Source organism: Stenotrophomonas sp. pho, from assembly GCF_006228405.1.
Classification (GTDB): Bacteria; Pseudomonadota; Gammaproteobacteria; order Xanthomonadales; family Xanthomonadaceae; genus Stenotrophomonas; species Stenotrophomonas sepilia.
Genome location: NZ_CP029759.1, coordinates 3,739,899 through 3,762,610, shown reverse-complemented (window position 1 = coordinate 3,762,610; position 22,712 = coordinate 3,739,899). Strand labels below are relative to the sequence as shown.

Here is a 22,712-nt window from a genome sequence, read left to right as displayed (position 1 = left end):
TGTGGTGGGGATCCGATCCCGTGCGGGATCAGCCTGCGGCCGGGTAATTGAGGTAGCCTGCTTCGCCGCCACCGTAATAGGTGCTGCGGTCGGGCGTGGCCAACGCGATGTTGCGCTGCAGGCGCTCGACCAGATCCGGGTTGGCGATGAACGGCTGGCCGAACGCGGCCAGGTCGATGGTGCCCGCTTCGACCAGCTGCAGGGCGCGTTCGCGGGTCATGCCACCTGCCAGGATGACGGTGCCACCGTAGGCCTGCCTGAACTGCCGCAGGAACGCCTCACCCAGCACCGACTGGCCTGCCTGCAGGTTGTCGTTGAGGTGCACATAGGCCAGCCCACGCTTGCCCAGTTCCTCGGCCAGGTACAGATAGGTGGCTTCGTTGTCGGGGTAGAACGGCATGTCGAAGGTGAGGTTGTTCGGTGCCAGGCGCACGCCGACGCGCTGCGCACCGATGCGCTGGGCCATCGCATCGACGGTCTCCAGGATCAAGCGCGCACGATTGGACAGCGAACCGCCGTAGCGATCATCGCGCTGGTTGATGAGCGGGTTGAGGAACTGTTCGAACAGGTAGCCGTTGGCGGCATGCAGTTCGATGCCATCGAAACCGGCGGCGATGGCGTTGTCGGCGCCGCGCGCGAAGTCGTCGACGATGCCGGGGATCTCTTCGGTGGCCAGCGCACGTGCCGGGGTGGGATCGGCGTGGCCGCGGCTGCCGTCGTCCAGATAGACGAACGAAGTGTTCTTCGGTGCACTGGCGACCGGCCGGGTACCGGCGCTTACCGGTTGGCCACCGTCGGGCTGCAGCGAGGAATGCGACATGCGGCCGACGTGCCAGAGCTGGGCGAAGATCGTGCCCTGTGCGGCATGCACCGCCTCGGTGACGAGCTTCCACCCGGCGGCCTGCTCGGCCGACCAGATACCCGGCACGTCGATGTAACCCTGGCCCTGCGGCGAGACCGGGGTGCCTTCACTGATGATCAGGCCGGCGCTGGCGCGCTGCCGGTAGTACTGCGCGGTGAGTTCATTGGCCACCGCGCCGGGGTTGCGGGCACGGGTCATCGGGGCCATCACGATGCGGTTGCGCAGGGCGGTGCCTGCCAGATCGAAGGGGCGGAACAGGGCGGCGGTCATGTCGGTCATCTCGGTGCGGGGGGAGGCGCCAGCGGCGCGATGCACACAGGATGGAGTTGACATGCAGGCGCATAAAGCGCTTCGATCTCCCTAGATGCGGGACGATTTGTCCCCAATGGAGCGCGATAGATGCTGCCGCTGGAATCATTGAATGGCCTGGTCACGTTCGTTACCACGGCCCGCTCAGGCAGCTTCACCGAGGCTGCCGACGCGCTGGGCATCTCGCGCTCGGCGGTGGGCAAGGCCATCGCCCGGCTGGAAGCGCGGCTGGGCGTGCGCCTGTTCCACCGCACCACGCGGCGCATCGCGCTGACCACCGACGGCGAAGCGTACTACGCATCGTGTGCGGCGGCGCTGGAAGAAATCTCCGCCGCCGAGGCCTGCCTGGGGTCGGCCGGCCTGCCCAGCGGACGGCTGCGCATCGACATGCCATCCTCGTTCGGGCGCCTGGTGGTGCTGCCGGTGCTGCTGCGCCTGTGCCGGCAATACCCGGACCTGCAACTGACGATGACCTTCACCGATCACTTCGTCGATCCGGTCGAAGAGGGCATCGACCTGCTGATCCGCTTCGGCGGATTGCACCAGGCCGAACATCTGGTCGCGCGCCGGCTGGGTCGCCAACGACTGGTCACCTGCGCATCGCCGGAGTACCTGCGGGCGCATGGCGTGCCGGGCCGCGTGGAGGAACTGTCGCAGCACCGCAGCATCGTTGGTTTCCGCCACGGCCAGCCGGTGGCGTGGCGGATCGGCAGGGATGATGCCGAGGGAACGTTCATCCCGAATGCGACCTACCAGCTCAACGATGGTGACGCGGTGATCGATGCGGCCATCGCTGGGCTGGGCATCTGCCAGATGCCCGTTTCACTGGTCCGCCGTCATCTGGAATCCGGCGCGCTGCAATCGGTGCTGGATGCGCACATGCAGCGGCATATCGACATCCATGCGCTGTGGCCACCGACCCGCCACCTGCGGCCGAAGGTGCGCTACGTGGTGGATGAGCTGGCGCGGTTGGCGGGTGAGGGATTGTTCGATTGAGCTGGCCACGATTGAGTTCCTGCTGGCTGCTTGTATACTATCCCCCAGTATAGTTCCTGGGTGGTTCGCCATGCCGCACTCCCCGAAGAGAAGAAGAAGGTCCTGGCCCGCGTGCGCCGCATCCGCGGCCAGTGCGATGCGCTTGACCGCGCGCTGGAAGCCGGCGCCGACTGCGGGCCGGTGCTGCAGCAGATCGCCGCCATCCGTGGCGCGGTCAACGGCCTGATGTCCGAGGTGATGGAGGCCCATCTGCGCGAGGAATTCGGCCAGCCCGCTGCCTCCGACGAGCAACGCGCCGAACGCGTGCGCGACATGAGCGCGTTGATCCGCTCGTACCTGAAATAAACGACGGCGCAACATGGCGCCGCCCATCCTGTCATTGCCTGTCCCTGGAGAAGCCATCATGAAGTCCCGTGCCGCCGTCGCCTTTGGTCCCGGCCAGCCGCTGCAGATCGTCGAGATCGACGTCGCCCCGCCGAAGAAGGGCGAAGTGCTGGTGAAAATCACCCATACCGGTGTCTGCCACACCGATGCGTTCACCCTGTCCGGCGATGACCCGGAAGGCCTGTTCCCGGTGGTGCTGGGCCATGAAGGCGCCGGCATCGTGGTGGAAGTGGGCGAGGGCGTGACCAGCGTCAAGCCGGGCGACCACGTGATTCCGCTGTATACCGCCGAGTGCGGCGAGTGCCTGTTCTGCAAGAGCGGCAAGACCAACCTGTGCGTATCGGTGCGTGCCACCCAGGGCAAGGGGGTGATGCCCGACGGCACCAGCCGCTTCAGCTACAACGGCGAGCCGCTGTATCACTACATGGGCTGCTCGACCTTCAGCGAATACACCGTTGTGGCCGAAGTCTCGCTGGCGAAGATCAATCCGGACGCCAACCCGGAACACGTCTGCCTGCTCGGCTGCGGTGTCACCACCGGCATCGGCGCGGTGCACAACACCGCCAAGGTGCAGGAAGGCGACAGCGTGGCGGTGTTCGGCCTGGGTGGCATCGGCCTGGCGGTGATCCAGGGTGCGCGCCAGGCCAAGGCCGGCCGCATCATCGCGGTGGACACCAACCCGTCCAAGTTTGAGCTGGCGCGCGAGTTCGGTGCCACCGACTGCATCAACCCGAAGGATTTCGACAAGCCGATCCAGCAGGTCATCGTTGAAATGACCACCTGGGGTGTGGACCACAGCTTCGAGTGCATCGGCAACGTCAACGTGATGCGTGCGGCGCTGGAATGCGCGCACCGTGGCTGGGGCCAGAGCGTGGTGATCGGCGTGGCCGGTGCCGGGCAGGAGATCTCCACCCGCCCGTTCCAGCTGGTGACCGGCCGCAAGTGGATGGGCACTGCCTTCGGTGGCGTGAAGGGCCGCAGCCAGCTGCCGGGCATGGTCGAGGACGCGATGAAGGGCGACATCGAACTGGCCCCGTTCGTCACCCACACCATGGGCCTGGACAAGATCAACGATGCCTTCGACCTGATGCATGAAGGCAAGTCGATCCGTTCGGTGGTCCATTACTGAGCCGCAGCGTGGGCTGGTTCGATGCCTTGCGCAGGCCGCGTGCGGAAGATCCGCGCGCGGCCCTGGTTGATCCGATCGAGCAGGCGTTGCGCGTGCTGGGTTGGGTCGAAGGCGTCGTGGGTCCGCCGCGCGCAGTGGACTCACCCTTCGGCATTGACGAAATGCCGTTCGAGCACTGGCTGGCGCAGGTGTTCCTGCCGCGCCTGCACGAAGCCCGCGCCGATGGCCAATGGCCACCGCGCAGTGACGTGGCGGTCGCAGCGTACCGCAACCTGGACGGCCAGCCTGGTGTCGAACCGCTGCTGCGCCTGCTGTCGCAGCTGGATGAGTTGATCAACACACGTGACGGCTGACGCCGGCACGCAGGAGAGTTCCATGGAACGTATTGAACACCGCGCCTGTTTCGGCGGTTGGCAGGATGTTTACCGCCATCGTTCGACCACGCTGGGCTGCGACATGCAGTTCGCCGTGTACCTGCCGCCGCAGGCGGAAACGCAGAAGCTGCCGGTGCTGTATTGGCTGAGCGGGCTGACCTGCACCGAGCAGAATTTCATCACCAAGGCCGGTGCGCAGCGCTATGCAGCCGAGCACGGCGTAATCATCGTCGCGCCGGATACCAGCCCGCGCGGTGATGACGTGGCCGATGCCGAGGGCTATGACCTGGGCAAGGGGGCGGGGTTCTACCTCAACGCCACCCGTGCACCGTGGGCGAAGCACTACCGCATGCATGACTATGTGGCGCAGGAACTGCCGGCGCTGATCGAGGCGAACTTCCCGGTCACCGGGGCGCGTGGCATCAGCGGCCACTCGATGGGTGGCCATGGTGCGCTGGTGATCGCGCTGCGCAACCCGGGGCGCTACCGCAGTGTGTCGGCGTTCTCGCCGATCGTCGCGCCCAGCCACGTACCGTGGGGGCAGAAGGCGTTCACGGCTTATCTGGGCGACAACCCAGCCGACTGGGCGCAGTGGGACGCGTGTGCGTTGCTGGCGACGGCCAGCGAGCGCCTGCCGTTGCTGGTCGACCAGGGCGAGGCGGACGAGTTCCTGCAGACCCAGCTGCAGCCGCAGCGCCTGCAGGAGGCCTGCGCCGCAGCCGGCCATCCGCTGACCCTGCGCCTGCAGCCGGGCTACGACCACAGCTACTATTTCATCGCCAGCTTCATCGGCGAGCACGTCGCCCACCACGCTCGCGCCCTGCACGCCTGAGGGCTTTCCGGTAGTGCCGGCCGCTGGCCGGCAACCCGCAGCCCTGCAATTCCCTGGGATTGCCGGCCAGCGGACGGCACTACCATGGTGATGCACGCGGAGTGTCGTTTTGCCGCAGTGGATCACGCCGCTGTGGCGTGCCGGCGCGCTATCGTGCGCTCAGACGGCCTTGCGGATCGGGGGGATGCATGCCGGTAGTGCTGGCGCTGCTGTACGTGCTCTGCCATGGGCTGGCCGTGGCGTTCTGGCCGAGCCCGGCGGGCGTGGGCTCTTTCCTGTTCCTGACCGGCGCACCGCTGCTGGCCGCCGCCGCGTGCCTGGTGCGGGCGCAACGTGACCGCGCCGCTCTGGGCTGGCGTTCTACCGCGATGGCACTGCTGCTGTGGGCCGGTGGCATGACGTTCAACATGGTGGATGCGCTGGGCGCCGGCCGGGCTGACTTCACCCCACGCGTCAGCCTGTTGTTGTACGTGCTGTATGGCGTGCCGCTGGTGTTCATCCTGGCCCGGGCACGCCGCGAGCGCCCGAGCATCAGCCTGATCGATGCGGCGATGGCGGCGCTGCTGGGTGTGCTGTTCTTCGTGCACACCGCATCGTTCGCCGCCCGTGTCGAGGTCGACGCCCATGCCATGTCCAACATGCAGCGCATGTTCGACATCCAGAACCTGTGTATCGCCGCGTTCGCCGTGGTGCGATGGCTGGCCGGCGACGTGCCCGAACGGCGCAGGTTCTTCCGTGCACTGGCGTTGTACGCACTGGCCTATCTGCTGGTGGCCTACTACATCAACCACTACACCTCCGATGATGCATTCGGTGCGTTCAACGACCTGCTGATCGACGTACCTTTTCTGCTGATCGCCTGCATGGCGCTGGACACGGCGCCGGACACAGGCACCACGGCACACCCGCGGCTGGCGAGGACGGTGCAGGCCGCCGGTCCGATCATCCTGCCGTTGCTGCTGCTGGTGGTCGGCACGCTGGTGGTCGATCATGCGCGGCCGTTGGCCGTCGCGGGCTTCGTCGTAGCCACCCTTGGTTTCGGCCTGCGCAGCGTCCTGCTGCAGACCGATCTGCTGGAGCGTCAGGCGGCGCTGGATCAACTGGCGCGGCAGGATGGCCTCACCGGCGTGGCCAATCGCCGCGAGTTCGACGCGCGGCTGACCTCCGAGTGGAATCGCGCGCGGCGCAGCGGCACCGAGCTGGGCCTGCTGCTGGTGGATATTGACCACTTCAAGGCCTTCAACGACCGGCACGGCCATCCGGCCGGTGATCGTTGCCTGCAGGCGGTGGCCGGGGTGCTGAAGGGCGTCGCAGGTCGCGGCAGTGACAGCGTTGCGCGTTATGGCGGTGAAGAATTCGCTGTCATCGTGCCTGGAAGCCCACTGTCGGGCGTGCTGGCGCTGGCCGAGCGCCTGCGCGAAGCGGTCGAAGCGCTGCCATTGCCGGAAGGCCCGGTCAGCATCAGCGTCGGCGTGGGCTACCTGCACCCACCGGCGCTGGCCAGTGCCGACCAGCTGCTGGCCGATGCCGATGCCGGCCTGTATGCCGCAAAGCGTGCCGGCCGCAACCGGGTGGTCCTGCATGCGCGCGTGCTGGATGACGAGGGCAACGCGCACGGCACCATGGACTGTTGAGCGGACCAGCCCATGGCGTGCCGCCCATCCAGGGACATCGCACTGGGTAGTGCCGGCCGGTGGCCGGCATCTCCTCGGTTGCCGGCCAGCGGCCGGCACTACCACGGCGTGGCCTCAACGCACGTCGCGCAGTTCCCAGTGGTGGCCGGCCAGCAGGCGCAGGCGCTGCTTGAACACGTCACTGTCGATACGGGTGGTGGCGACCAGGTTGATGCGCAGGTCCTTCTGCTCGCCGGTCACGGTGGCGTCCGGATCGGTCACGCCCCACTGCGGTTCCACCGCATCCGGGTCGGGTTGCTTGGCCTTCCACCGTTCGAACAGCGTGCCGCTGCGCAGGGCGTCCTGCAGCTCTTCGGCGAAACCGGCGGCGCCCTGCGAATGGAAGGACAGGTCAGGGTCGTTGCCGCGGGCCTTGGACGGGTCGGGCAGGCTGATGTGGTACTGCGCAGGCATGAAGTTCTCCTTGAAGTGCGGCAAGGCTGGCACAACCACGGTGGAATCGGTGTGCAGATTCGCGCCGCGTCGGGGCATCACTCGAACCGATGTGGCCCATCGGCAAAGCCCACGGTGACCGCGCCCTTGCCGACATTGACCATGCCGGTCAGGCTCATCACCGATTCGTACACGGTCACGCCATGGCCGGCGCAGACCTCCTTCATCTGTACATAGCCGGGCAGGCTGCGCAGCTCATCCAGCTCACCGCCGTAGCTGACGCATACCGTCGGCGTCATCAGCCCGGCACGCACGCGCTGGCCGACCACCGCGAACAGCTTCTGCACGGCGCTGTCGAAGCCCTTGATCTTGGCGACCGGCCCGGTTTCGCCGCGGTAGCCGTGCAGCACCGGCTTGATGTCCAGTGCGCTGCCCAGCGCCGCACTGAGCAGGCCGACGCTGCGGTCGCCCTTGTGCCGGGCGCGCGCACGCATGTAGTACAGATCACGGGTGACCATGTACCCGTGCACGTTGCCAGCCAGTTCTTCCAGCCGTTCGCGGATCTGCTGCACGCTGGCACCAGTGTCACGCAGGCGAACCGCCTCCACTGCGGTCACGGCCTGCGCAGCGAACAGGTTCTGGGTATCGAGCACGCGCAGGGCGAACGGCGAGTTGTAGCCTGCTGCCTGCCGCACCGGCTTGTAATCGTTGAGGATGGCGAAGCTGGCCTGCAGCGCATTGTCGTGGATCGGGCTGCGGGTCTTGGTGATGGTCATGCAGAACACGTGGTCGTAATCGATCACCAGCTGCTGCAGGAACAGGTCGCGGATCTGGTTGACACTGAAGGGGATGGTCTCCGCCTCGGCACCGTGCTCGGCCACGTGTGCATGCAGGAAACTCAGCGTGGCCTGCTCATCGCGATGATCGGCCAGAACCGCTTCACCGATTCGTACGGTGATCGGCAGCAGCACGATGTTGTGCTCGGCAATGAAGTCCTGCGGCAGGTCGCAGGCCGAGTCGACGACGATTCCGATGCGCATCCGCGGCTCACCCTCCAGGGCGGTTGTAGGTTCGGAAACGTGAAATCTATCTCAAATTCTGGCGTGGCGCGCGAGGGAAACGCGCCAGGCCCTGTTCAGCGACTGCGCTGCACGGCCACCGGAAGTTCGGCCAGGCGCTGCCATTCGGGCTGCTGCAGCAGGGCGGGATCGGCCAGCACGGCGGCCATCAACGGATGGGCGTCGTTGCCCCAGAACAGTTCGTCATCGATGGCCAGGGTCGGTACGCCGAACACGCCGGCAGCAATGGCGGCCTCGGTGTTCCTCCGCAGCTGCTCCTTGACCGCGGGGGCCGCGGTGGCGCTGGCGACATCCTCGATCCCCAGCCGCGCAGCCGGTTCGCGCAGGGCCTCGGCGCTATCGGCGGCATTGCCGTCGCGCCAGATCCAGTCGAACAGCACGTCTACCGCCTGCACGCTGCCACCGGCGGCCAGGCACAGCCGCAGGGCAGACAACGGGTTGAACGGGTGGCCCGGCGGGAACCGCAGCGGTGTTCCTTCGGCCTGCGCAGTCCACAGCAGCTGGCGGTACATGAAGCGGCGCTTGGCCGGAATCTCGGCCGGCCCGAGGTTGCCCAGGTGATGCAGCACGGCACCGAAGGCGATCGGCACGGTCTGGATCCGTGCGAACTGGGGCAGCTGCTTCAGCTTCTGCCAGTGCAGGTAGGAATAGGGCGAGACGAAGTCGAAGTACCAGCGCAGGGTGGCCATGTGGGTTTCCTTGGGTAACTGGAGGTCAGGGCTGCGCGTTGCGCTGCAGGTAGCGGTCGCGCAGTTCGGTCTGGCGCGAGCGCATCGGCATCGCCCGGCCGCCCAGCCAGACCTGTTCGGCATAGTGCGCCACGTCCAGCGGGTCGCCCTCCCACAGCACCAGGTCGGCACGCTTGCCCGGCTCGATGCTGCCGATCTGGTCGGCCACGCCGAACGCCTGCGCCGGCACCCGGGTCAGGCCGGCCAGGCCGTCGGCCCAGGGCAAACCGTTGGCCACGGCATTGCCGGCCAGCTGGCGCATCTTGCGGGCGTTGTGCGAGGCGTCGCCTCGCTGCACGAACGAGACCGCCACGCCGGAACGCTGCAGGCGTGCCGCATTTTCCAGCGTGGCACCGATCTGGTCGAAGCTGGCCGGCAGGTTGGACAACACATCGACGAACACCGGTACCTGTGCGGCGGCCAGCTCCGGCGCCAGCTGCCAGGCTTCGCTGCCTCCGGCGATGGCGATCTTCACCTTTTCGCGGACGGCCCAGCGCAGCAGCTGGCGGATGTCCGCCGCGCGGTCCACCTCTACCACGATGCGGCCCTGGCCGGCCAGGTAGCGGCCCAGCGTGCGGCGCCCGGCCGGCGTCAGCAGCGCATGCGGTGAGTCCGCGGCAACCTGGCCACGCGCCTCGTCCACCATCTGCTGCAGCAGCATCCATTGCGCCGCACGCGAATGCCCGGTCAGCTCCACTGCGGCCGACCCCAGGCGCAGGAACAGCGCGCGCGGCCCGAGGGGATCGGCGCTGCCGTCCAGCCGCATCACGCCACCCTGGCCTGCAACGAAGCCGCCACCGGTGGCCGCCCCCAGGGCGGTGAAGCCGATGCCGTCCAGGCGCGCCACCGGGATCAGCACCGAGGCCGGGTTGTACGCCAGGGTGACATCGAAGTCGGGGCGCAACGGTTGTTCGCCGATCTTCAACGTGCTGTCGACCGTGCTCGCTTCACCGGAGACCTCTTCGATGCCGATCTCGGTGATGCCCCGAACAGCGCCGGTGTCAGCGGACGGCCATCGGCCTCGACCACGCTGGCCCCGGCCGGGGCGGACAGCCCGCTGCCGACGGCGCGGATGATCCCGCCCTGCACCAGCACATCGGCGTGCTGCAGGCTGCCGCGCGCGCTGGCCGTATGTACGGTCGCGTTGCGCACCAGCAGGTCCTGCGCCTGCACGGATGCGGAGAGGCAGGCCAGCACCATGACCGTAGCGCCGAGCCATGCCCGGCGACGCTTGTTCAACGCGCCCATCAGTGCACCTCCTGGCCAAGCTGGAAGTCGGAACGTGGCGTGGCCGCAGGTGCGCTGCGGTCGTACAGGCGGCGGCCGTCGATGAAGACCTGCTCGGCCAGCGCGTACGAGCTGAAGGGGTTGCCGTTCCACACCACCACGTCGGCCATCTTGCCGGCCTCCAGGGTGCCGGTCTGGCCTTCAATCCCCAGCGCCCTGGCGGCGTTGGCGGTCATCCAGGTGATGGCGTGTTCGGGGGGATCTCCGGCATGCGTGCGCGGCGCGCGGCGGCGATCACCTTGGCCGCTTCCTGGTTCAGGCGCTGGATGCCTTCGGGGAGTCGGAATGGACGATGGCGCAGCTGTTCTTCGGCCGATCGACCAGTGCGATGTTCTCCGGAATGCCGTCGAAGGCTTCCATCTTGAAGCCCCACCAGTCGGCCCATAGCGCGCCGCAGACGCCGTCGGCGGCCAGCCGGTCGGCCAGCTTGTAGGCCTCCACGCCGTGGTGGAAGGCGGCCACCTTGAAGCCGAATTCCTTGGCCAGGTCGAGCATGGTGGCCATCTCGTCGGCGCGGTAGCAATGGATATGCACGCGGATGTCGCCCTCGATCGCACCGGCCAGCGTGTCCAGCTTGAGATCGCGCTTGCCGCCGGCATCACCGGCGCTGTCGCCCTTGTCGCTGCCGAACCAGCCCTTGCGCTTGGCCGGCTTCGGTTTGTTCTTGGCGATGTAGTCGGCGGCATCGATGAAGGCGGCGCGGTAACCGGCAACGTTGCCCATCCGCGTGGCCGGAGCGACGCCCTTGCCTCCGCCGTAGACCCGCTTCGGGTTCTCGCCGCAGGCCATTTTCAGCCCCCACGGCGCGCCGGGGAACTTCATCGCCTGGTAGGTGATGGCGGGGACGTTCTTCAGGGTCACACCACGACCACCGACCAGGTTGGCCGAGCCCGGCAGCACCTGCATGCTGGTCACGCCGCCGGCCAGTGCGGTGGCGAAACCCGGGTCCTGCGGCCACACCGAGTGCTCGGCCCAGACGTTGGCGGTGACCGGCGCGGTCATCTCGTTGCCGTCGCTGTGCGCGCCGACGCCCGGGCTGGGGTACACGCCCAGGTGCGAGTGCACGTCGATCAGGCCCGGTGTGACCCACTTGCCCTGCGCATCGATGCGGGTGACACCAGCATCGGCCTGCAACTGGCGGCCGACGGCAACGATGCGGCCCTCGCGCAGCAGCACGTCGGCGTTGTCCAGGCGCTGGCCGGTGCCGGTCAGCACGGTGGCGTTCTGGATCAGCACCGGTGCACCGGGGTGTGCCTGGTAGGTGCTGGGGTAGGGATCGGCGACGAAGCGCGAGGCGCCCACCGCCGGTGCCGTGCTCAACGAAAGCAGCGCCAGTGCCACCCCGGTGCGCAACAACGTCGATGCCATGCAGTTCCCCTCACCAGAAACATGAATCCACGGACGCTAGCCGGGGCCGATGTGGCTTGCCAAGTGACCTTGGACAGGGGCGTGGGGGGTAGGAATTTTCTGATGGAGGATTTGTGAAGGAAATATTAACGTTGGATGAAGCGATGGGCTGATTACGTCTTGCGCTGACCTGTATCACCAGCTTATGCACCTGCTCCAACGACGGAGCCGGGCCCGTACCTCTCATGGAATCAAGGACGCAACCGATGACTGCTGCAAAGCTCCGCCGTTCGACCGTTTCGCGCCGTTCCTTCCTGCCCTCGCCGCTGGCGTCGGCCATTGTCGGTTCCTTGCTGGTGGCCACCGCACTGCCGGTCCTGGCCCAGGACAATGACGACGCCCTGGCCCGTTACCAGCTGCAGCGCAGCCTGCAGTCTGCGTTCGCCGCGCAAGGCGGAGTGAGCGCCTCCGCTCCCGCGATGATCGCTCCCTCGGTAGCGATTCCGGTGGCGGCGCTGGCTCCCAGCGTCGGTGCTTCCGCGGAGCCGGTCATGGGCAGGCCCGGCGATGCTGCGAGCTGGCGCACCAGTGAATTCGAACTCGACTGGGGCCTGGCTGCGATCAATGCCGACGTGGCCTATGCGCGCGGGCTGACCGGTGCCGGCATCCGCCTGGGCGTGTTCGACAGTGGCACGGGTCTGGACCATCCGGAATTCGCCGGCAAGGACAACCGCAGCGTCCGCATCGCCGATCTGATGGCTGACGGCACGCGCTGCACCAACACCACCGCAGTGCGTGGGCCGGCGGCCTGCTTCGCCAGTGATGGCGATGACGTCCAGATCAGCTATGTCGGGTACAACGCCAACGTGCCCGACAACATCCGCAGGATCATCGAGTCGGGCCCCTATGTGCAGCCGGGGATGCAGTTCGAGATCCATGGTACGCACGTTGCCGGCACCATCGCGGCGAACCGGGACGGAAGCGGCATGCACGGTGTGTCCTTCGGTTCGGACCTGACCGTTGGCCGGCTGTTCTCCGACAGCATCCGCGAGTGGCAGCGTACGGCGACTGGCTACTCGGTCGTGACGCTGGGCGCGATCGGCCCGAAAGTCAGCGCCTTCCAGGACCTGTATGCCCAGATGAACGCGCAGGGCGTGCGTGCCATCAACCATAGCTGGGGCCTGGTCACGGAACCGACGACAGCGACGGACATGGACGCGATCTACAACGACCCGGACGACCGCCAGTACCTGAACACCTTTGCCGACGGATCGCGTGCGCGCGGGATGATCCAGGTGTGGGCGGCCGGCAATACCAGTTCGCTCATTCCGACGCCGGCGCAGAGCCCCATCGCCGGCCTCTACGCCACGCTGCCGCGCGCATTCGCCGACATCGAGCCGTACTGGTTGAGCGTGGTCAACGTCGGTACCAACCTGACCCTGAGCAATCGCTCCAACAAGTGCGGCCTGAGTGCCAACTGGTGCCTTGCCGCACCGGGTTCGGACATCGTATCGACCGCCTATGGTGATGATTCCAGCCTGGCCGGCAGCGTCGGCATCGACGCCAACGGCAATGTCAGCCTGGACATCCAGCAGCGCGTGCCTACCTATGGCTATGCGCTGCTGAGTGGAACCTCCATGGCCGCGCCCCACGTCACCGGCGCGCTGGGCCTGCTGTTTGAACGCTTCCCCTATCTGGACAGCGCGCAGGTGCGCGATGTGCTGCTGACCACGACCACCGATCTGGGCGCGCCCGGCATCGACGACATCTACGGTTGGGGCCTGTTGAACCTGGCCAAGGCCATCGAGGGTTACGGTTCGCTGCGCGTGGACACCAACGTGGTGATGAACCAGCGTGCCGGTGGCCTGAAAGTGTGGGAGGGCGATGCCTGGGACAACTGGACCAACGACATCGGCGGCCCCGGCAAGCTGACCAAGAGCGGCATCGGCTGGCTGCGCTTGAGCGGCGACAACAGCTTCAACGGTGCGCTGGTGCGCGAGGGCGTGCTGGAACTGGATGGCGTCAATACGCTCACCGGAGCGGTGGACGTGGCCGGCGGTAGCTTCCTGCTCAATGGCACGTTGAAGAACACTGCGCTGAACAGTCAGGGGGGCTCCAGCCATATCAACGCACGCGGTGTGCTGGATGGCTCCGACCTGAACGTCAACGGTGGCGTGGTCATCTTCGACGGTGTGCAGCGCGGCGCCCACACCTCGGTGGCCGCGCAGGGGACGTTCGAATTGAACGGAAGGCTGGAAAACAGCGCGTTGACCAGCCTGGGCAACAGTCGTGTGAATGCAGGCGGGGTACTCGCAGGCTCCGATCTGACCGTCAACGGTGGCGTGCTGTCGTTCAACGGCACGCAGAGCGGTGGTCACACCCTCGTTGGCCCGAACGGCACGCTGAAGGGCATCGGCCAGCTGGGCGATACCACCGTGGCCGGTATCGTTGCACCGGGCAACTCGATCGGCACGCTGACCATCAACGGCGACTACGTGCAGACCGCCACCGGTGTGTACCAGGCCGAGCTGGCCCCGGGCGGGCACAGTGACCAGTTGCGCGTCACCGGTACCGCCACCCTGGGCGGCACCCTGATCGCCCTGCCGGAAGCGGGCACCTATTACCTGGGTGAGCAGTTCAACTTCATCCGTGCCGACGGCGGAATCCGTGGCCAGTTCGCCACCACCGACTTCAGTGCGTTCTCGCCGTTCCTGAAATTCGGGCTGTCCTATGGCACCGGTGGCGCGCGCATTGAAGTCACCCGTGGCAATCCGCTCGCCAGTGCCGCCAGTACCGACAACCAGCGCGCGGTGGCCACTGTGGCCGACCGGCTGGCGGTCAACCAGGGCCTGCCGCGCCCACTGACCCTGCTGTTCCCTCAACAGGTAGGCGCTGCACTGGACGGCCTCAGCGGCGAGCTGCATGCGGCCACCGCGATGGCCCTGGTCGAGGGCAGCCGCTACGTGCGTGATGCCGCACTGTCGCGCCGCGTCGGTGCACGCGCGCCGGGAGCAGACGGCGACGCCGCCACGGGGGTCTGGGTACAGGCCATCGGTGGCAGCACCACGCTGGACGGCAATGGCAACACCGCACGCACCGAAGCCAACAGCAGCGGCCTGCTGGTAGGCGTGGACCGCGAGATCAACGGCTGGCAGGTGGGCATGCTGGCCGGTACCGGCCGTACCGATGCCAAGCAGCAGGAAGGACGCCGTGCGCGTGCCAAGGTCGACAATACGCACCTGGGGGCCTATGCCAGTCACGACTGGGGCGCCTTCGGCCTGCGGGGGGCCTGGCCTGGAGCGAGCATGAGGTGAAGAGCACCCGCGAGCTGGCCTTCTCCGGTTACAGTGATACGCTGGCGGCACGCTATGACGGCCGCACCCGCCAGGCGTTCGTCGAGGCGAGCTATCGCTTCGGCGGCCCCGAGGCGGGGCTGGAACCTTACCTGCAGCTCGCACGTGTGGAAGTGGACATGAAGCGCGTCAACGAACGCGGCGGCGCGGCTGCACTGCAGGGTGAGGTGGACGATCTCCGTATCACCGTGGCCACGGCCGGCCTGCGTCTTGACAAGGGCCTGAAGGCTTCGTTCCAGCAGGACAGCTGGCTGCACCTGCGCGGTGGCGTCGGGTACCGCCATGCCAGCGGGGATCGCGACCCGGCGGCCCGCTTCGCCTTTGCCACCGGCAGCGACAGCTTCGTGGTCAGCGGTGCCCCGATGGCTGACAGGACGGTGGTGGCCGAACTGGGGCTGTCGGCATGGTTGACCGCACGCCAGCAGCTGGAGCTGGGCTATAGCGGCCAGTATGGCGACGAAAGCCGTGACCACAGTGCCAACCTGCGCTGGTCGGTGCGCTTCTAAGCCGCCGGTTACCGCAGGGAAACCAGGAGGGCGGCCGCAGGGTCGCCCTTCTTCGTTGCCGGCCCAGGTGTGGGTTGGCCCGTGCACGCCTACAATGGCGGCCCCCACGCCGTACCGGACCGCCCATGAAGAGCAAGCAGGAAATCGTCGACAACTGGCTGCCGCGCTACACCGGCGTGCCGCTGGACCAGTTCGGCCAGCACATCCTGCTGACCAACTTCGGCGGCTACCTGCACACCTTTTCCGAGCTGACCGGTGCGCCCATCATCGGCCTGGACCGGCCGATGGCCAGCGCCACCATCGATGGCATCACCATGATCAACTTCGGCATGGGCAGCCCCAATGCCGCGATCATCATGGACCTGCTGTCGGCGGTGATGCCCAAGGCGGTGCTGTTCCTGGGCAAGTGCGGTGGCCTCAAGCGCAAGAACCAGCTGGGTGACCTGGTGCTGCCGATCGCGGCGATCCGCGGCGAGGGTACGTCGGGCGACTACCTGCCGCCGGAAGTGCCAGCCTTGCCGGCGTTTGCGCTGCAGCGTGCAGTCTCGACCATGATCCGTGACCTCGGCCACGACTACTGGACCGGCACCGTCTACACCACCAACCGCCGGGTCTGGGAGCACGACGAGGCCTTCAAGGAGCGGCTGCGGGCGATGCGCTGCATGGCCATCGACATGGAAACCGCCACCGTGTTCGCAGCCGGTTTCGCCAACCACATTCCCAGTGGCGCGCTGCTGCTGGTCTCGGACCAGCCGATGATCCCCGACGGGGTCAAGACCGAGGCCTCCGATGCCAAGGTCAGCTCCCAGTTCGTGGAAAACCATATCCAGATCGGTATCGAGGCGCTTAAGCTTATCCGGCGCAACGGCAAGTCGGTCCGCCACCTGCGCTTCGACGAATGATGATGATGGCCTGGCGCGGCGCGCCGGCCCTGGGGAGTAGGTGATGGACGTTGCCGCGCAAGTGGTGGATTTCTGGAAAGAAGCGGGCCCTGCGAAGTGGTTCGCCCGCGACGATGCGTTCGACGCGCAGTTCCGCCAGTTGTTCCTGGATGAGCATTTCGCCGCCGCTTCGCGTGGGCGTGAACACTGGCTGGGCAGTGCCGAGGGCGCACTGGCGCTGATGCTGCTGCTGGACCAGTTCCCGCGCAACTGCTTCCGCGGTACTGCCCATTCCTATGCTACCGATGGCCTGGCCCGGCACTACGCCATGCGCGCCATCGAGGAAGGCCTGGACCTGCAGCTGGTGCCGAAGCTGCGCGCCTTCATCTACCTGCCGTTCGAGCACTCCGAGGACCCGTTGGACCAGGACCGTTCGGTGGCGATGTTCGATGTGCTGGGCGACAAGGAATACCTGCAGTACGCCGAGCTGCACCGCGACATCATCCGCCGCTTCGGCCGTTTCCCGCACCGCAACGCCGTGCTGGGGCGCATTCCCTCGCCGGAAGAACTGGACTACCTGGCCGAAGGCGGATTCGCCGGCTGAAAAAAGGGGACGGAGGGGATTAAGTCGTTTGTGGCATAAACGACTTAATCCCCTCCGTCCCCTTTTTTTTCGGGGGCCAGATCCGCTTCCCGCAGGAAAGGGCGCTGACCCCGCGCCGTCAATCAGTACTTCGGCACGCCGTTGTCGACGTCTTCCGACCAGGCGTTGATGCCGCCGGTCACGTTGAACACCTTGGTGAAGCCCAGGGCGCGGAACTGCTCGGCAGCCTGCGCGCTGCGGCCACCGTGGTGGCACATGAAGGCCAGTGCGGTGTCCTTCGGCAGGGCTTCCAGCGCGGCGCGGCCGTTGCCGTCGAAGGTCTTGAACGGTACGCCCACGGCGGCGATTTCACGTTCGTCGGCCGGGCGCACGTCCACCAGGGTGATGTTGCCGGCACGCACCAGGTCGTCGGCATCGCGCACGCTGATTTCCTGCACCGGCTTGGGCGCGTTCGGATTGTCGATGGCCAGGCCCTTGCCGCGGATGTCGTCCACCCAGTCGATGGTGATGCCGTTGGCGCGACGGGCGCTGGCCAGGTCGAACTGCACGCGCAGGCCATTGGACTCGGCAGCGATGGCGCCTTCGTCGTGCGGGGCCAGCTGGAAGTTCGGCTGGAAGCCGGCGTCGATGGTCAGCTGCAGGGCGGCGCCCGGGGCGTCGGCCAGCGCGCCCTTGAGCATTTCCACGGCCGCCGGGGTGACGGTGATGCTCGGCGGGGTACGGTCCGGTGCCGGCAGCCCCAGCACGCTGCTCAGCTCGCCGCTGGCGGCCATCTGCAGCACGATGTCGCTGCCGCCGACCAGTTCGCCGTCGATGTACAGCTGCGGGATGGTCGGCCAGTCGCCATAGGCTTTGATGCCTTCACGGATTTCCTGGTCGGCCAGCACGTTGACGTGGGCGAACTCGACGCCAAGGTCCTGCAGGGCGCCCACGGCCTTGGCCGAGAAACCGCACTGCGGCATCGACGGCTGGCCCTTCATGAACAGCACGACGCGGTTGGCGTTGAGGATGGATTCGATGCGCGAACGCAGGGCAGGATCGAGGGACATGGACGGGGTTCCGGGAATTCGAACCATCAATTCTACCCCTCATGGCATCATGGGGTATGAGCAACGCAGGAACATTGCATCGCATCCCGACCCGGCCCTGGCGCTGGCTGCCCTGGCTGGTGGCGTCGCAGCTGCTGGTGATCCTGGTCTGGCCCTGGCGGGCTGGCACTGGGGGCTGCCGCTGATGGTGGCCAGCCACGCACTGTTCATGGTGCCGGTGTTCCTGCCCAACAGTCGCTTCTATGCGCCGGTGCTGAGCCGGTTGCCGGATGTCGGCAACAGCGTCTGGTTGACCATTGATGACGGTCCTGGCCCGGAAACCCGTGCCGTGCTCGACCTGCTGGACCGCCACCAGGCCCATGCCACCTTTTTCCTGGTGGGCGAGCGCGCGCTGGCGCAGCCGGAGCTGGTGCAGGAGATCCTGCACCGCGGCCACGACCTGGGCAACCACAGCCACAGCCACCCGCAGGCGCGCTTCTGGCGGCTGGGCCCGGCGGCGATGCGCGCCGAGATCGAGGGCTGCCAGCACGCGCTGCAGGCGGTAAGCGGTCGCCCGGTGCGCTGGTACCGCTCGGTGGTGGGCATGACCAATCCGTTCGTGGCGCCGGTACTGCAGCGGCTGGGCCTGGTCCGGGTCGGCTGGAGCGCGCGCGGCTTCGACGGCATCGGTTGCACGGCGCAGGGGGTGCTCGACCGCCTGCTGCCGGATCTGCGCCCGGGGCCATCGTGCTGCTGCATGAGGGGGCCGCCCACGGCCACAACCTGGCGATCATCGAGGGCGTGCTGCAGGCACTGGACGAGCGCGGGCTGAAAGCGCGGCTGCCGGTCCCGTAACGCCGGCCCTGGTGATGTAGAGCAGCCGGGCATGGGCTCGGCTCTACAAGGGGGCGCTGCTGTAGCGCCCGAGCCGATGCTCGGGCGGCGGTGTGAAGCACCGGAAAAACGTCGCAGCGCGGCTCTACAGCGCGGGGCGTTCGGCCACCAGCAACCAGCTGTTGAATGGCGTGCGCCCATGCAGGGGACGCGGCGCCGTCACCTGCAATCCGGCCTCGGCCAGTGTCGCTTGCAGCACGTGCGGGTCGGGGTAGTGGCGCGGCCGCGTGCCCATCCAGCCGACCAGCCAGGCCAACCGGTCCGCCACCCGCGTGGTGCGGTCGCGACCATCGCCGGTGGCCAGCGGCGTGCGCAGCAGCAGGCGGCCGCCGGCGGCCACCCGCGCGCTGGCCGCACGCAGCAATGCCAGTTGTGGGCCCGCGTCCAGGTACTGCAGCACATCCAGCAACAGGACGTGTCCAGGCTGCGCCGGCAGTGGCGCCTGCACGTCCAGGCAGTCGAAGCGCACAGCGTGCAGGCCGGCGGCGGCACGCTGGGCACGGGTGATCTTGCCGGCATCCACGTCCACGCCGAGGTAGGGGTGGGTGCCGCTGCGCTGGCGCAGCACGTGGGCGAACAGGCCCAGCCCGCACCCAGGTCCAGTAAGGGTTGCCCGTCGTCGGGCAGATGCTGCAGCACGCCGTCATACAGCGGGTCGCTGCCGAGCTTGCCGCGGGTGTAGTAGTAGTCGCGGCGGCTGCCCCAGGCCCGTGCCGGGCGGAACGCTTCGGCGATCGCGCGGGCCTGCGGGCGGTCAGCGGTGTGCAGGGCAGGGGCGGGCCGTTCCGTGGCGTACCATCCATCGTGTCAGTCCGTGCCACCGAGCAGGTGTGCGGCGACCGGCAGCGCGCGCGCGCTCCACAGTGCGTACATCCGCGCCGACGGGTGCAGGCCGTCTTCGGCGATCATTGCCGGGTTGTCACCCTGGTCACGGCTGATGTCGGTGATGTCGACGAAGGCCACGTCCTGCTGGGTGCTGATCACCTCGGCCGCTGCGTTGAACTCGTCGGTCTCGATCTCGATGGTGGCCAGGTCGCGGCCGCTGCCGGCACCGAACGGCGTCGCGCCCCAGTCGGGGAAGGACAGCACCAGCACACGCCCGGGGCGGCCCCCGGCAAAGCCGATCGCCCGCTGAAGCAGGGCCTGGAACTGTACGCGGTACTCGTCCAGCGGCCGGCCGCGGTACTGGTTGTTGACGCCGATCAGCAGGCTGACGAAATCGAACGGACCCTGGGGTGCGGCCGCATCGATGCCGGCGTCCAGCTCGTCGGTGGTCCAGCCGGTGGTGGCGATGGTCTGAGGGTCGGCCAGCGCCACATCCTGCGCACGCAGGGCGGCGGCCAGCTGGTGCGGCCAGCGGCCTTCGACGGCAACGGCTTCTCCGACGGTGTACGAGTCGCCCAGCGCCAGGTAGGACAGCGCCACCGCTCAGGCCACCGAACGGCGCGGCTTCAGCGGCACGACCTTGGTCGCGTCCTCGGCACGCCGGGCCAGCACGCGGTCGATGCGGGCGAACACATCGCGCATCACCGAGGCTTCCGGCAACAGGGTCACGCGGAAATGATGGCGGTAGGGCACGTTGAAGCTGGAACCCGGTACCACCAGCACGCCTTCGTTGTTCATCAGGTCCAGCGCGAAGTTGTGGTCGTCAAAGCCCTTGGCAGCGGCACCGACCACGGCCGGGAACGCATACAGCGCACCGGCCGGCGCGACCAGCGACAGGTGCTCGCTGGCTTCGCAGGCGTCGATCACCGCACGGCGGGTTTCATACAGGCGGCCACCCGGGGTGCACAGTTCGGAGATGGTGTCCGGGCCGTTCACTGCGGCCTCGATGGCGTACTGGCCCGGTACGTTGGCGCACAGGCGCAGCGCGCCCAGCAGGTCCAGCGCGGCGCGGAAGTCGCCCAGGCGCGCGTCGTCGCCGCTGAGGTGGGCCCAGCCCACGCGCCAGCCGCAGGCACGGTGCACCTTGCTCAGGCCGCTGAAGGTCAGGCACGGATGGTCGCCGGCCAGCGGCGCGACCGGCTGGAACACCGCATCGTCGTACAGGATCTGGTCGTAGATCTCATCGACCAGCAACAGCAGGTTGTGGCGTCGTGCGATCTCGACCACGCGCTCCAGCAGTTCACGCGGGTAGCTGGCGCCGCTGGGGTTGTTCGGGTTGATCAGCACGATGGCGCGGGTGCGTGACGACACCAGCGTCTCGATCTCGCTCGGGTCCGGCTGGAAGCCGTTTTCGGCGGCGCAGCGGTAGTACACCGGTCGGCCATCGTTGAGGATGGTGGAGGCCGACCACAGCGGGTAGTCCGGCGACGGCACCAGCACCTCATCGCCCGGATTGAGCAGTGCGCGCAGCGACAGGTCGATCAGCTCGCTGACACCGTTGCCGACGAACACGCGGTCCGGGTGTGCATCCGGTGCGCCGCGGCGGACGTAGTAATCGGCGATGGCTTCACGCGCCACCGGCAGGCCCTGCTGGTGGGTGTACGGGTCGGTGCGGCCCATGTCGTCGGCGATCGCGCGCTGCAGGTGCTCGGGTGCGCGGAAACCGAAGTTGCCCGGGTTGCCGATGTTGAGCTTGATCAGCTTGCGGCCCTGCGCCTCCAGCTCCCGCGCTCGCCGGGCCAGCTCTCCGCGGATCTCGTAGCGCACTTCGGAAAGGCGCTCGCGGATGGCCAGGGGCTTGGGCGAAAGGGTGGACATGGGGGCTGGGCCGTCAAAAGGCATGGGGATTCCATCCTACCGGAATTGCTGCAGTGCATGGCAACGGCTCCGCGCCTGCCATTGCTGGGCTGGCCGGGGGCCGTCACAGGTAGAATGGCGGCGATGACCCAGACCCCCGATTTCATCGCCCTGCAGACCATCGGCTGGCCCTGGCCGGGCCCGGCGCAGCAGGCCGACTGGCAGGCCATGATGGCCGCGCACCCGCAGGCCCGCCCGGCGCGGGTGATCGAGCAGCACCGGACCCATTACGTGGTGGCCGATGGCCCGGATGCGGCGATCAAAGCGGAGTCACTGCCGGAATGGCAGCGCCCGCGCTTCCCCAGCCACGAGCGGCCTGCAGTGGGCGACTGGGTGCTGCTGGACGGCATCCGCATCGTTGCGCTGCTGCCGCGTCGCACCGCGATCAAGCGTGGCGCGGCGGGCGAGCACTACCACCAGCAGGTGATCGCAGCGAACATCGATACGGTGTTCATCGTTTGTGGCCTGGATGCCGACTTCAATCCGCGCCGCATCGAGCGCTACCTGCTGCTGGTCGGCGGTGGCGGCGCCGAACCGGTGGTGGTGCTGACCAAGGCCGACCAGACCGAGTACAGCGAGGATGCGCTGGCGGTGCTGGAAGAACTGGAGATGCAGGGCATCGCGTTGCATGCGATCAACGGCCTGGATGCCGACAGTGTGGCGGTGCTGCAACCGTGGCTGGGCCCGGGGCGCACGGTGGTGCTGGTGGGCTCCTCCGGTGCCGGCAAATCCACGCTGACCAACACCCTGCTCGGCGAGCAGCGGATGAAGACCAACGCGGTGCGTGCCAACGATTCGCGCGGCCGCCACACCACCACCCATCGCGCGTTGATGCCGCTTCCGACCGGCGCCTGCCTGATCGACACCCCCGGCATGCGCGAGCTGAAACCGACCGGCGAAGAAACGCTGTCCGAAGGTGGCTTCGCCGACATCGAAGCGCTGGCCACGCAGTGCCGTTTCAACGACTGCAAGCACCAGCAGGAACCGGGCTGTGCTGTCCGCGCAGCGATCGACGCTGGCGAGATCGAAGAGAGCCGGCTGCTGAACTATTTCAAGCTGAAGGAAGAAGTGGCCGCCGCTGCCGCCAAGCTGGCGGTGCGCCAGGCCGAGACCGCGCAGGAACGTGGCGGCAGGAAGGGCAAGGGCCAGCAGTTCCGCCCGGCCGCCAAGCCGCGCCGGCGCTGATGGGTGTCGGGGTCGGATCCCATTGCCTCGCAATGGGCTCCGACCCCTGTATTGAACCCGCGTCTGCCTGCTTCGGGTGGGTGCCAACCTTGGTTGGCACGAATCTGTCCGCAGCCCGCCGTCGGC

At 67.6% G+C, this 22,712-nt stretch carries 15 protein-coding genes and 6 pseudogenes; 11 read left to right on the top strand and 10 right to left on the bottom strand.

Going from position 1 to position 22,712, the window contains the following annotated elements; all coding sequences use genetic code 11:
* Positions 1-28: 28 nt before the first annotated feature.
* Positions 29-1,132 carry an alkene reductase gene (locus DL544_RS17505; RefSeq protein ID WP_139727645.1) on the bottom strand — a complete coding sequence of 368 codons (1,104 nt, stop codon included), beginning with the start codon at positions 1,130-1,132 and terminating at the stop codon, positions 29-31.
* Between the two features lie 129 nt (positions 1,133-1,261).
* Here DL544_RS17505 and DL544_RS17500 point away from each other — a divergent pair, with 129 nt between their 5' ends.
* The 6 genes and pseudogenes from DL544_RS17500 to DL544_RS17475 all read left to right on the top strand — a co-directional run bounded on the left by DL544_RS17500 (position 1,262) and on the right by DL544_RS17475 (position 6,520).
* Positions 1,262-2,167 (top strand): LysR family transcriptional regulator, encoded by a 906-nt coding sequence (locus DL544_RS17500; RefSeq protein ID WP_139727643.1) that lies wholly within the window; start codon positions 1,262-1,264, stop codon positions 2,165-2,167.
* Between the two features lie 70 nt (positions 2,168-2,237).
* Positions 2,238-2,512: pseudogene (locus DL544_RS17495) on the top strand (metal/formaldehyde-sensitive transcriptional repressor).
* 58 nt (positions 2,513-2,570) lie between these two features.
* Positions 2,571-3,680, top strand: a complete 1,110-nt coding sequence (locus tag DL544_RS17490) for an S-(hydroxymethyl)glutathione dehydrogenase/class III alcohol dehydrogenase (RefSeq protein WP_053500575.1) — start codon at positions 2,571-2,573, stop codon at positions 3,678-3,680.
* Positions 3,681-3,688: 8 nt separating this feature from the next.
* Entirely contained in the window at positions 3,689-4,033 is a 345-nt protein-coding gene (locus DL544_RS17485; protein ID WP_005419244.1) for a YqcC family protein, read from the top strand.
* A 22-nt stretch (positions 4,034-4,055) separates the two neighbouring features.
* Entirely contained in the window at positions 4,056-4,886 is an 831-nt protein-coding gene (fghA, locus tag DL544_RS17480) for an S-formylglutathione hydrolase (protein ID WP_005419242.1), read from the top strand.
* Positions 4,887-5,074: 188 nt separating this feature from the next.
* Positions 5,075-6,520: a GGDEF domain-containing protein gene (locus DL544_RS17475; protein ID WP_065196463.1), complete on the top strand. Its 1,446-nt coding sequence runs from the start codon at positions 5,075-5,077 to the stop codon at positions 6,518-6,520.
* Between the two features lie 114 nt (positions 6,521-6,634).
* Here the strand turns inward: DL544_RS17475 and DL544_RS17470 are convergent, their stop codons facing one another.
* From DL544_RS17470 to DL544_RS17450, 5 genes and pseudogenes are all read right to left on the bottom strand, one after another.
* Positions 6,635-6,973, bottom strand: a complete 339-nt coding sequence (locus DL544_RS17470; RefSeq protein WP_006469105.1) for a hypothetical protein — start codon at positions 6,971-6,973, stop codon at positions 6,635-6,637.
* Positions 6,974-7,050: 77 nt separating this feature from the next.
* Complete coding sequence (locus DL544_RS17465) at positions 7,051-7,992, bottom strand: DegV family protein (protein WP_005419233.1); 942 nt, start codon at positions 7,990-7,992, stop codon at positions 7,051-7,053.
* 95 nt (positions 7,993-8,087) lie between these two features.
* Positions 8,088-8,720, bottom strand: a complete 633-nt coding sequence (locus DL544_RS17460) for a 2-hydroxychromene-2-carboxylate isomerase (RefSeq protein ID WP_065185376.1) — start codon at positions 8,718-8,720, stop codon at positions 8,088-8,090.
* Positions 8,721-8,745: 25 nt separating this feature from the next.
* Positions 8,746-10,007, bottom strand: a pseudogene (locus DL544_RS17455) (amidohydrolase family protein).
* A pseudogene (locus DL544_RS17450) lies at positions 10,007-11,414 on the bottom strand (amidohydrolase). The pseudogenes DL544_RS17455 and DL544_RS17450 overlap by 1 nt, the downstream one beginning before the upstream one ends.
* A gap of 245 nt (positions 11,415-11,659) precedes the next feature.
* Here DL544_RS17450 and DL544_RS17445 point away from each other — a divergent pair.
* The 3 genes and pseudogenes from DL544_RS17445 (at position 11,660) to DL544_RS17435 (ending at position 16,737) form a co-directional block, all read left to right on the top strand.
* Positions 11,660-15,252, top strand: a pseudogene (locus tag DL544_RS17445) (autotransporter domain-containing protein).
* 125 nt (positions 15,253-15,377) lie between these two features.
* Positions 15,378-16,154, top strand: a complete 777-nt coding sequence (locus tag DL544_RS17440; protein ID WP_049415280.1) for an AMP nucleosidase — start codon at positions 15,378-15,380, stop codon at positions 16,152-16,154.
* A 43-nt stretch (positions 16,155-16,197) separates the two neighbouring features.
* Positions 16,198-16,737: a DUF924 family protein gene (locus tag DL544_RS17435; protein WP_005419210.1), complete on the top strand. Its 540-nt coding sequence runs from the start codon at positions 16,198-16,200 to the stop codon at positions 16,735-16,737.
* A gap of 122 nt (positions 16,738-16,859) precedes the next feature.
* Here the strand turns inward: DL544_RS17435 and grxD are convergent, their stop codons facing one another.
* Positions 16,860-17,786, bottom strand: coding sequence for a Grx4 family monothiol glutaredoxin (gene grxD / locus DL544_RS17430; protein WP_065185372.1), 927 nt, complete (start codon positions 17,784-17,786; stop codon positions 16,860-16,862).
* 56 nt (positions 17,787-17,842) lie between these two features.
* Here grxD and DL544_RS17425 point away from each other — a divergent pair.
* Positions 17,843-18,620 (top strand): annotated as a pseudogene (locus DL544_RS17425) (polysaccharide deacetylase family protein).
* A 124-nt stretch (positions 18,621-18,744) separates the two neighbouring features.
* Here DL544_RS17425 and DL544_RS17420 read toward each other — a convergent pair.
* The 3 genes and pseudogenes from DL544_RS17420 to DL544_RS17410 form a co-directional block, all read right to left on the bottom strand.
* A pseudogene (locus DL544_RS17420) lies at positions 18,745-19,462 on the bottom strand (methyltransferase domain-containing protein).
* A 4-nt stretch (positions 19,463-19,466) separates the two neighbouring features.
* Positions 19,467-20,084, bottom strand: coding sequence for an SGNH/GDSL hydrolase family protein (locus DL544_RS17415; RefSeq protein WP_005419202.1), 618 nt, complete (start codon positions 20,082-20,084; stop codon positions 19,467-19,469).
* 3 nt (positions 20,085-20,087) lie between these two features.
* Positions 20,088-21,362, bottom strand: coding sequence for a pyridoxal phosphate-dependent aminotransferase (locus DL544_RS17410; RefSeq protein WP_065185367.1), 1,275 nt, complete (start codon positions 21,360-21,362; stop codon positions 20,088-20,090).
* Between the two features lie 114 nt (positions 21,363-21,476).
* Here DL544_RS17410 and rsgA point away from each other — a divergent pair, with 114 nt between their 5' ends.
* Complete coding sequence (gene rsgA / locus DL544_RS17405) at positions 21,477-22,586, top strand: ribosome small subunit-dependent GTPase A (RefSeq protein ID WP_065196455.1); 1,110 nt, start codon at positions 21,477-21,479, stop codon at positions 22,584-22,586.
* The last annotated feature ends 126 nt before the right edge of the window (positions 22,587-22,712 follow it).

Coding starts and splice junctions, on each gene's coding strand:
- DL544_RS17505 (WP_139727645.1), bottom strand. CDS start 1,132: ATGACCGCCGCCCTGTTCCGCCCCTTCGATCTGGCAGGCACCGCCCTG.
- DL544_RS17500 (WP_139727643.1), top strand. CDS start 1,262: ATGCTGCCGCTGGAATCATTGAATGGCCTGGTCACGTTCGTTACCACG.
- DL544_RS17490 (WP_053500575.1), top strand. CDS start 2,571: ATGAAGTCCCGTGCCGCCGTCGCCTTTGGTCCCGGCCAGCCGCTGCAG.
- fghA (WP_005419242.1), top strand. CDS start 4,056: ATGGAACGTATTGAACACCGCGCCTGTTTCGGCGGTTGGCAGGATGTT.
- DL544_RS17475 (WP_065196463.1), top strand. CDS start 5,075: ATGCCGGTAGTGCTGGCGCTGCTGTACGTGCTCTGCCATGGGCTGGCC.
- DL544_RS17470 (WP_006469105.1), bottom strand. CDS start 6,973: ATGCCTGCGCAGTACCACATCAGCCTGCCCGACCCGTCCAAGGCCCGC.
- DL544_RS17465 (WP_005419233.1), bottom strand. CDS start 7,992: ATGCGCATCGGAATCGTCGTCGACTCGGCCTGCGACCTGCCGCAGGAC.
- DL544_RS17460 (WP_065185376.1), bottom strand. CDS start 8,720: ATGGCCACCCTGCGCTGGTACTTCGACTTCGTCTCGCCCTATTCCTAC.
- DL544_RS17440 (WP_049415280.1), top strand. CDS start 15,378: ATGAAGAGCAAGCAGGAAATCGTCGACAACTGGCTGCCGCGCTACACC.
- DL544_RS17435 (WP_005419210.1), top strand. CDS start 16,198: ATGGACGTTGCCGCGCAAGTGGTGGATTTCTGGAAAGAAGCGGGCCCT.
- grxD (WP_065185372.1), bottom strand. CDS start 17,786: ATGTCCCTCGATCCTGCCCTGCGTTCGCGCATCGAATCCATCCTCAAC.
- DL544_RS17410 (WP_065185367.1), bottom strand. CDS start 21,362: ATGTCCACCCTTTCGCCCAAGCCCCTGGCCATCCGCGAGCGCCTTTCC.
- rsgA (WP_065196455.1), top strand. CDS start 21,477: ATGGCGGCGATGACCCAGACCCCCGATTTCATCGCCCTGCAGACCATC.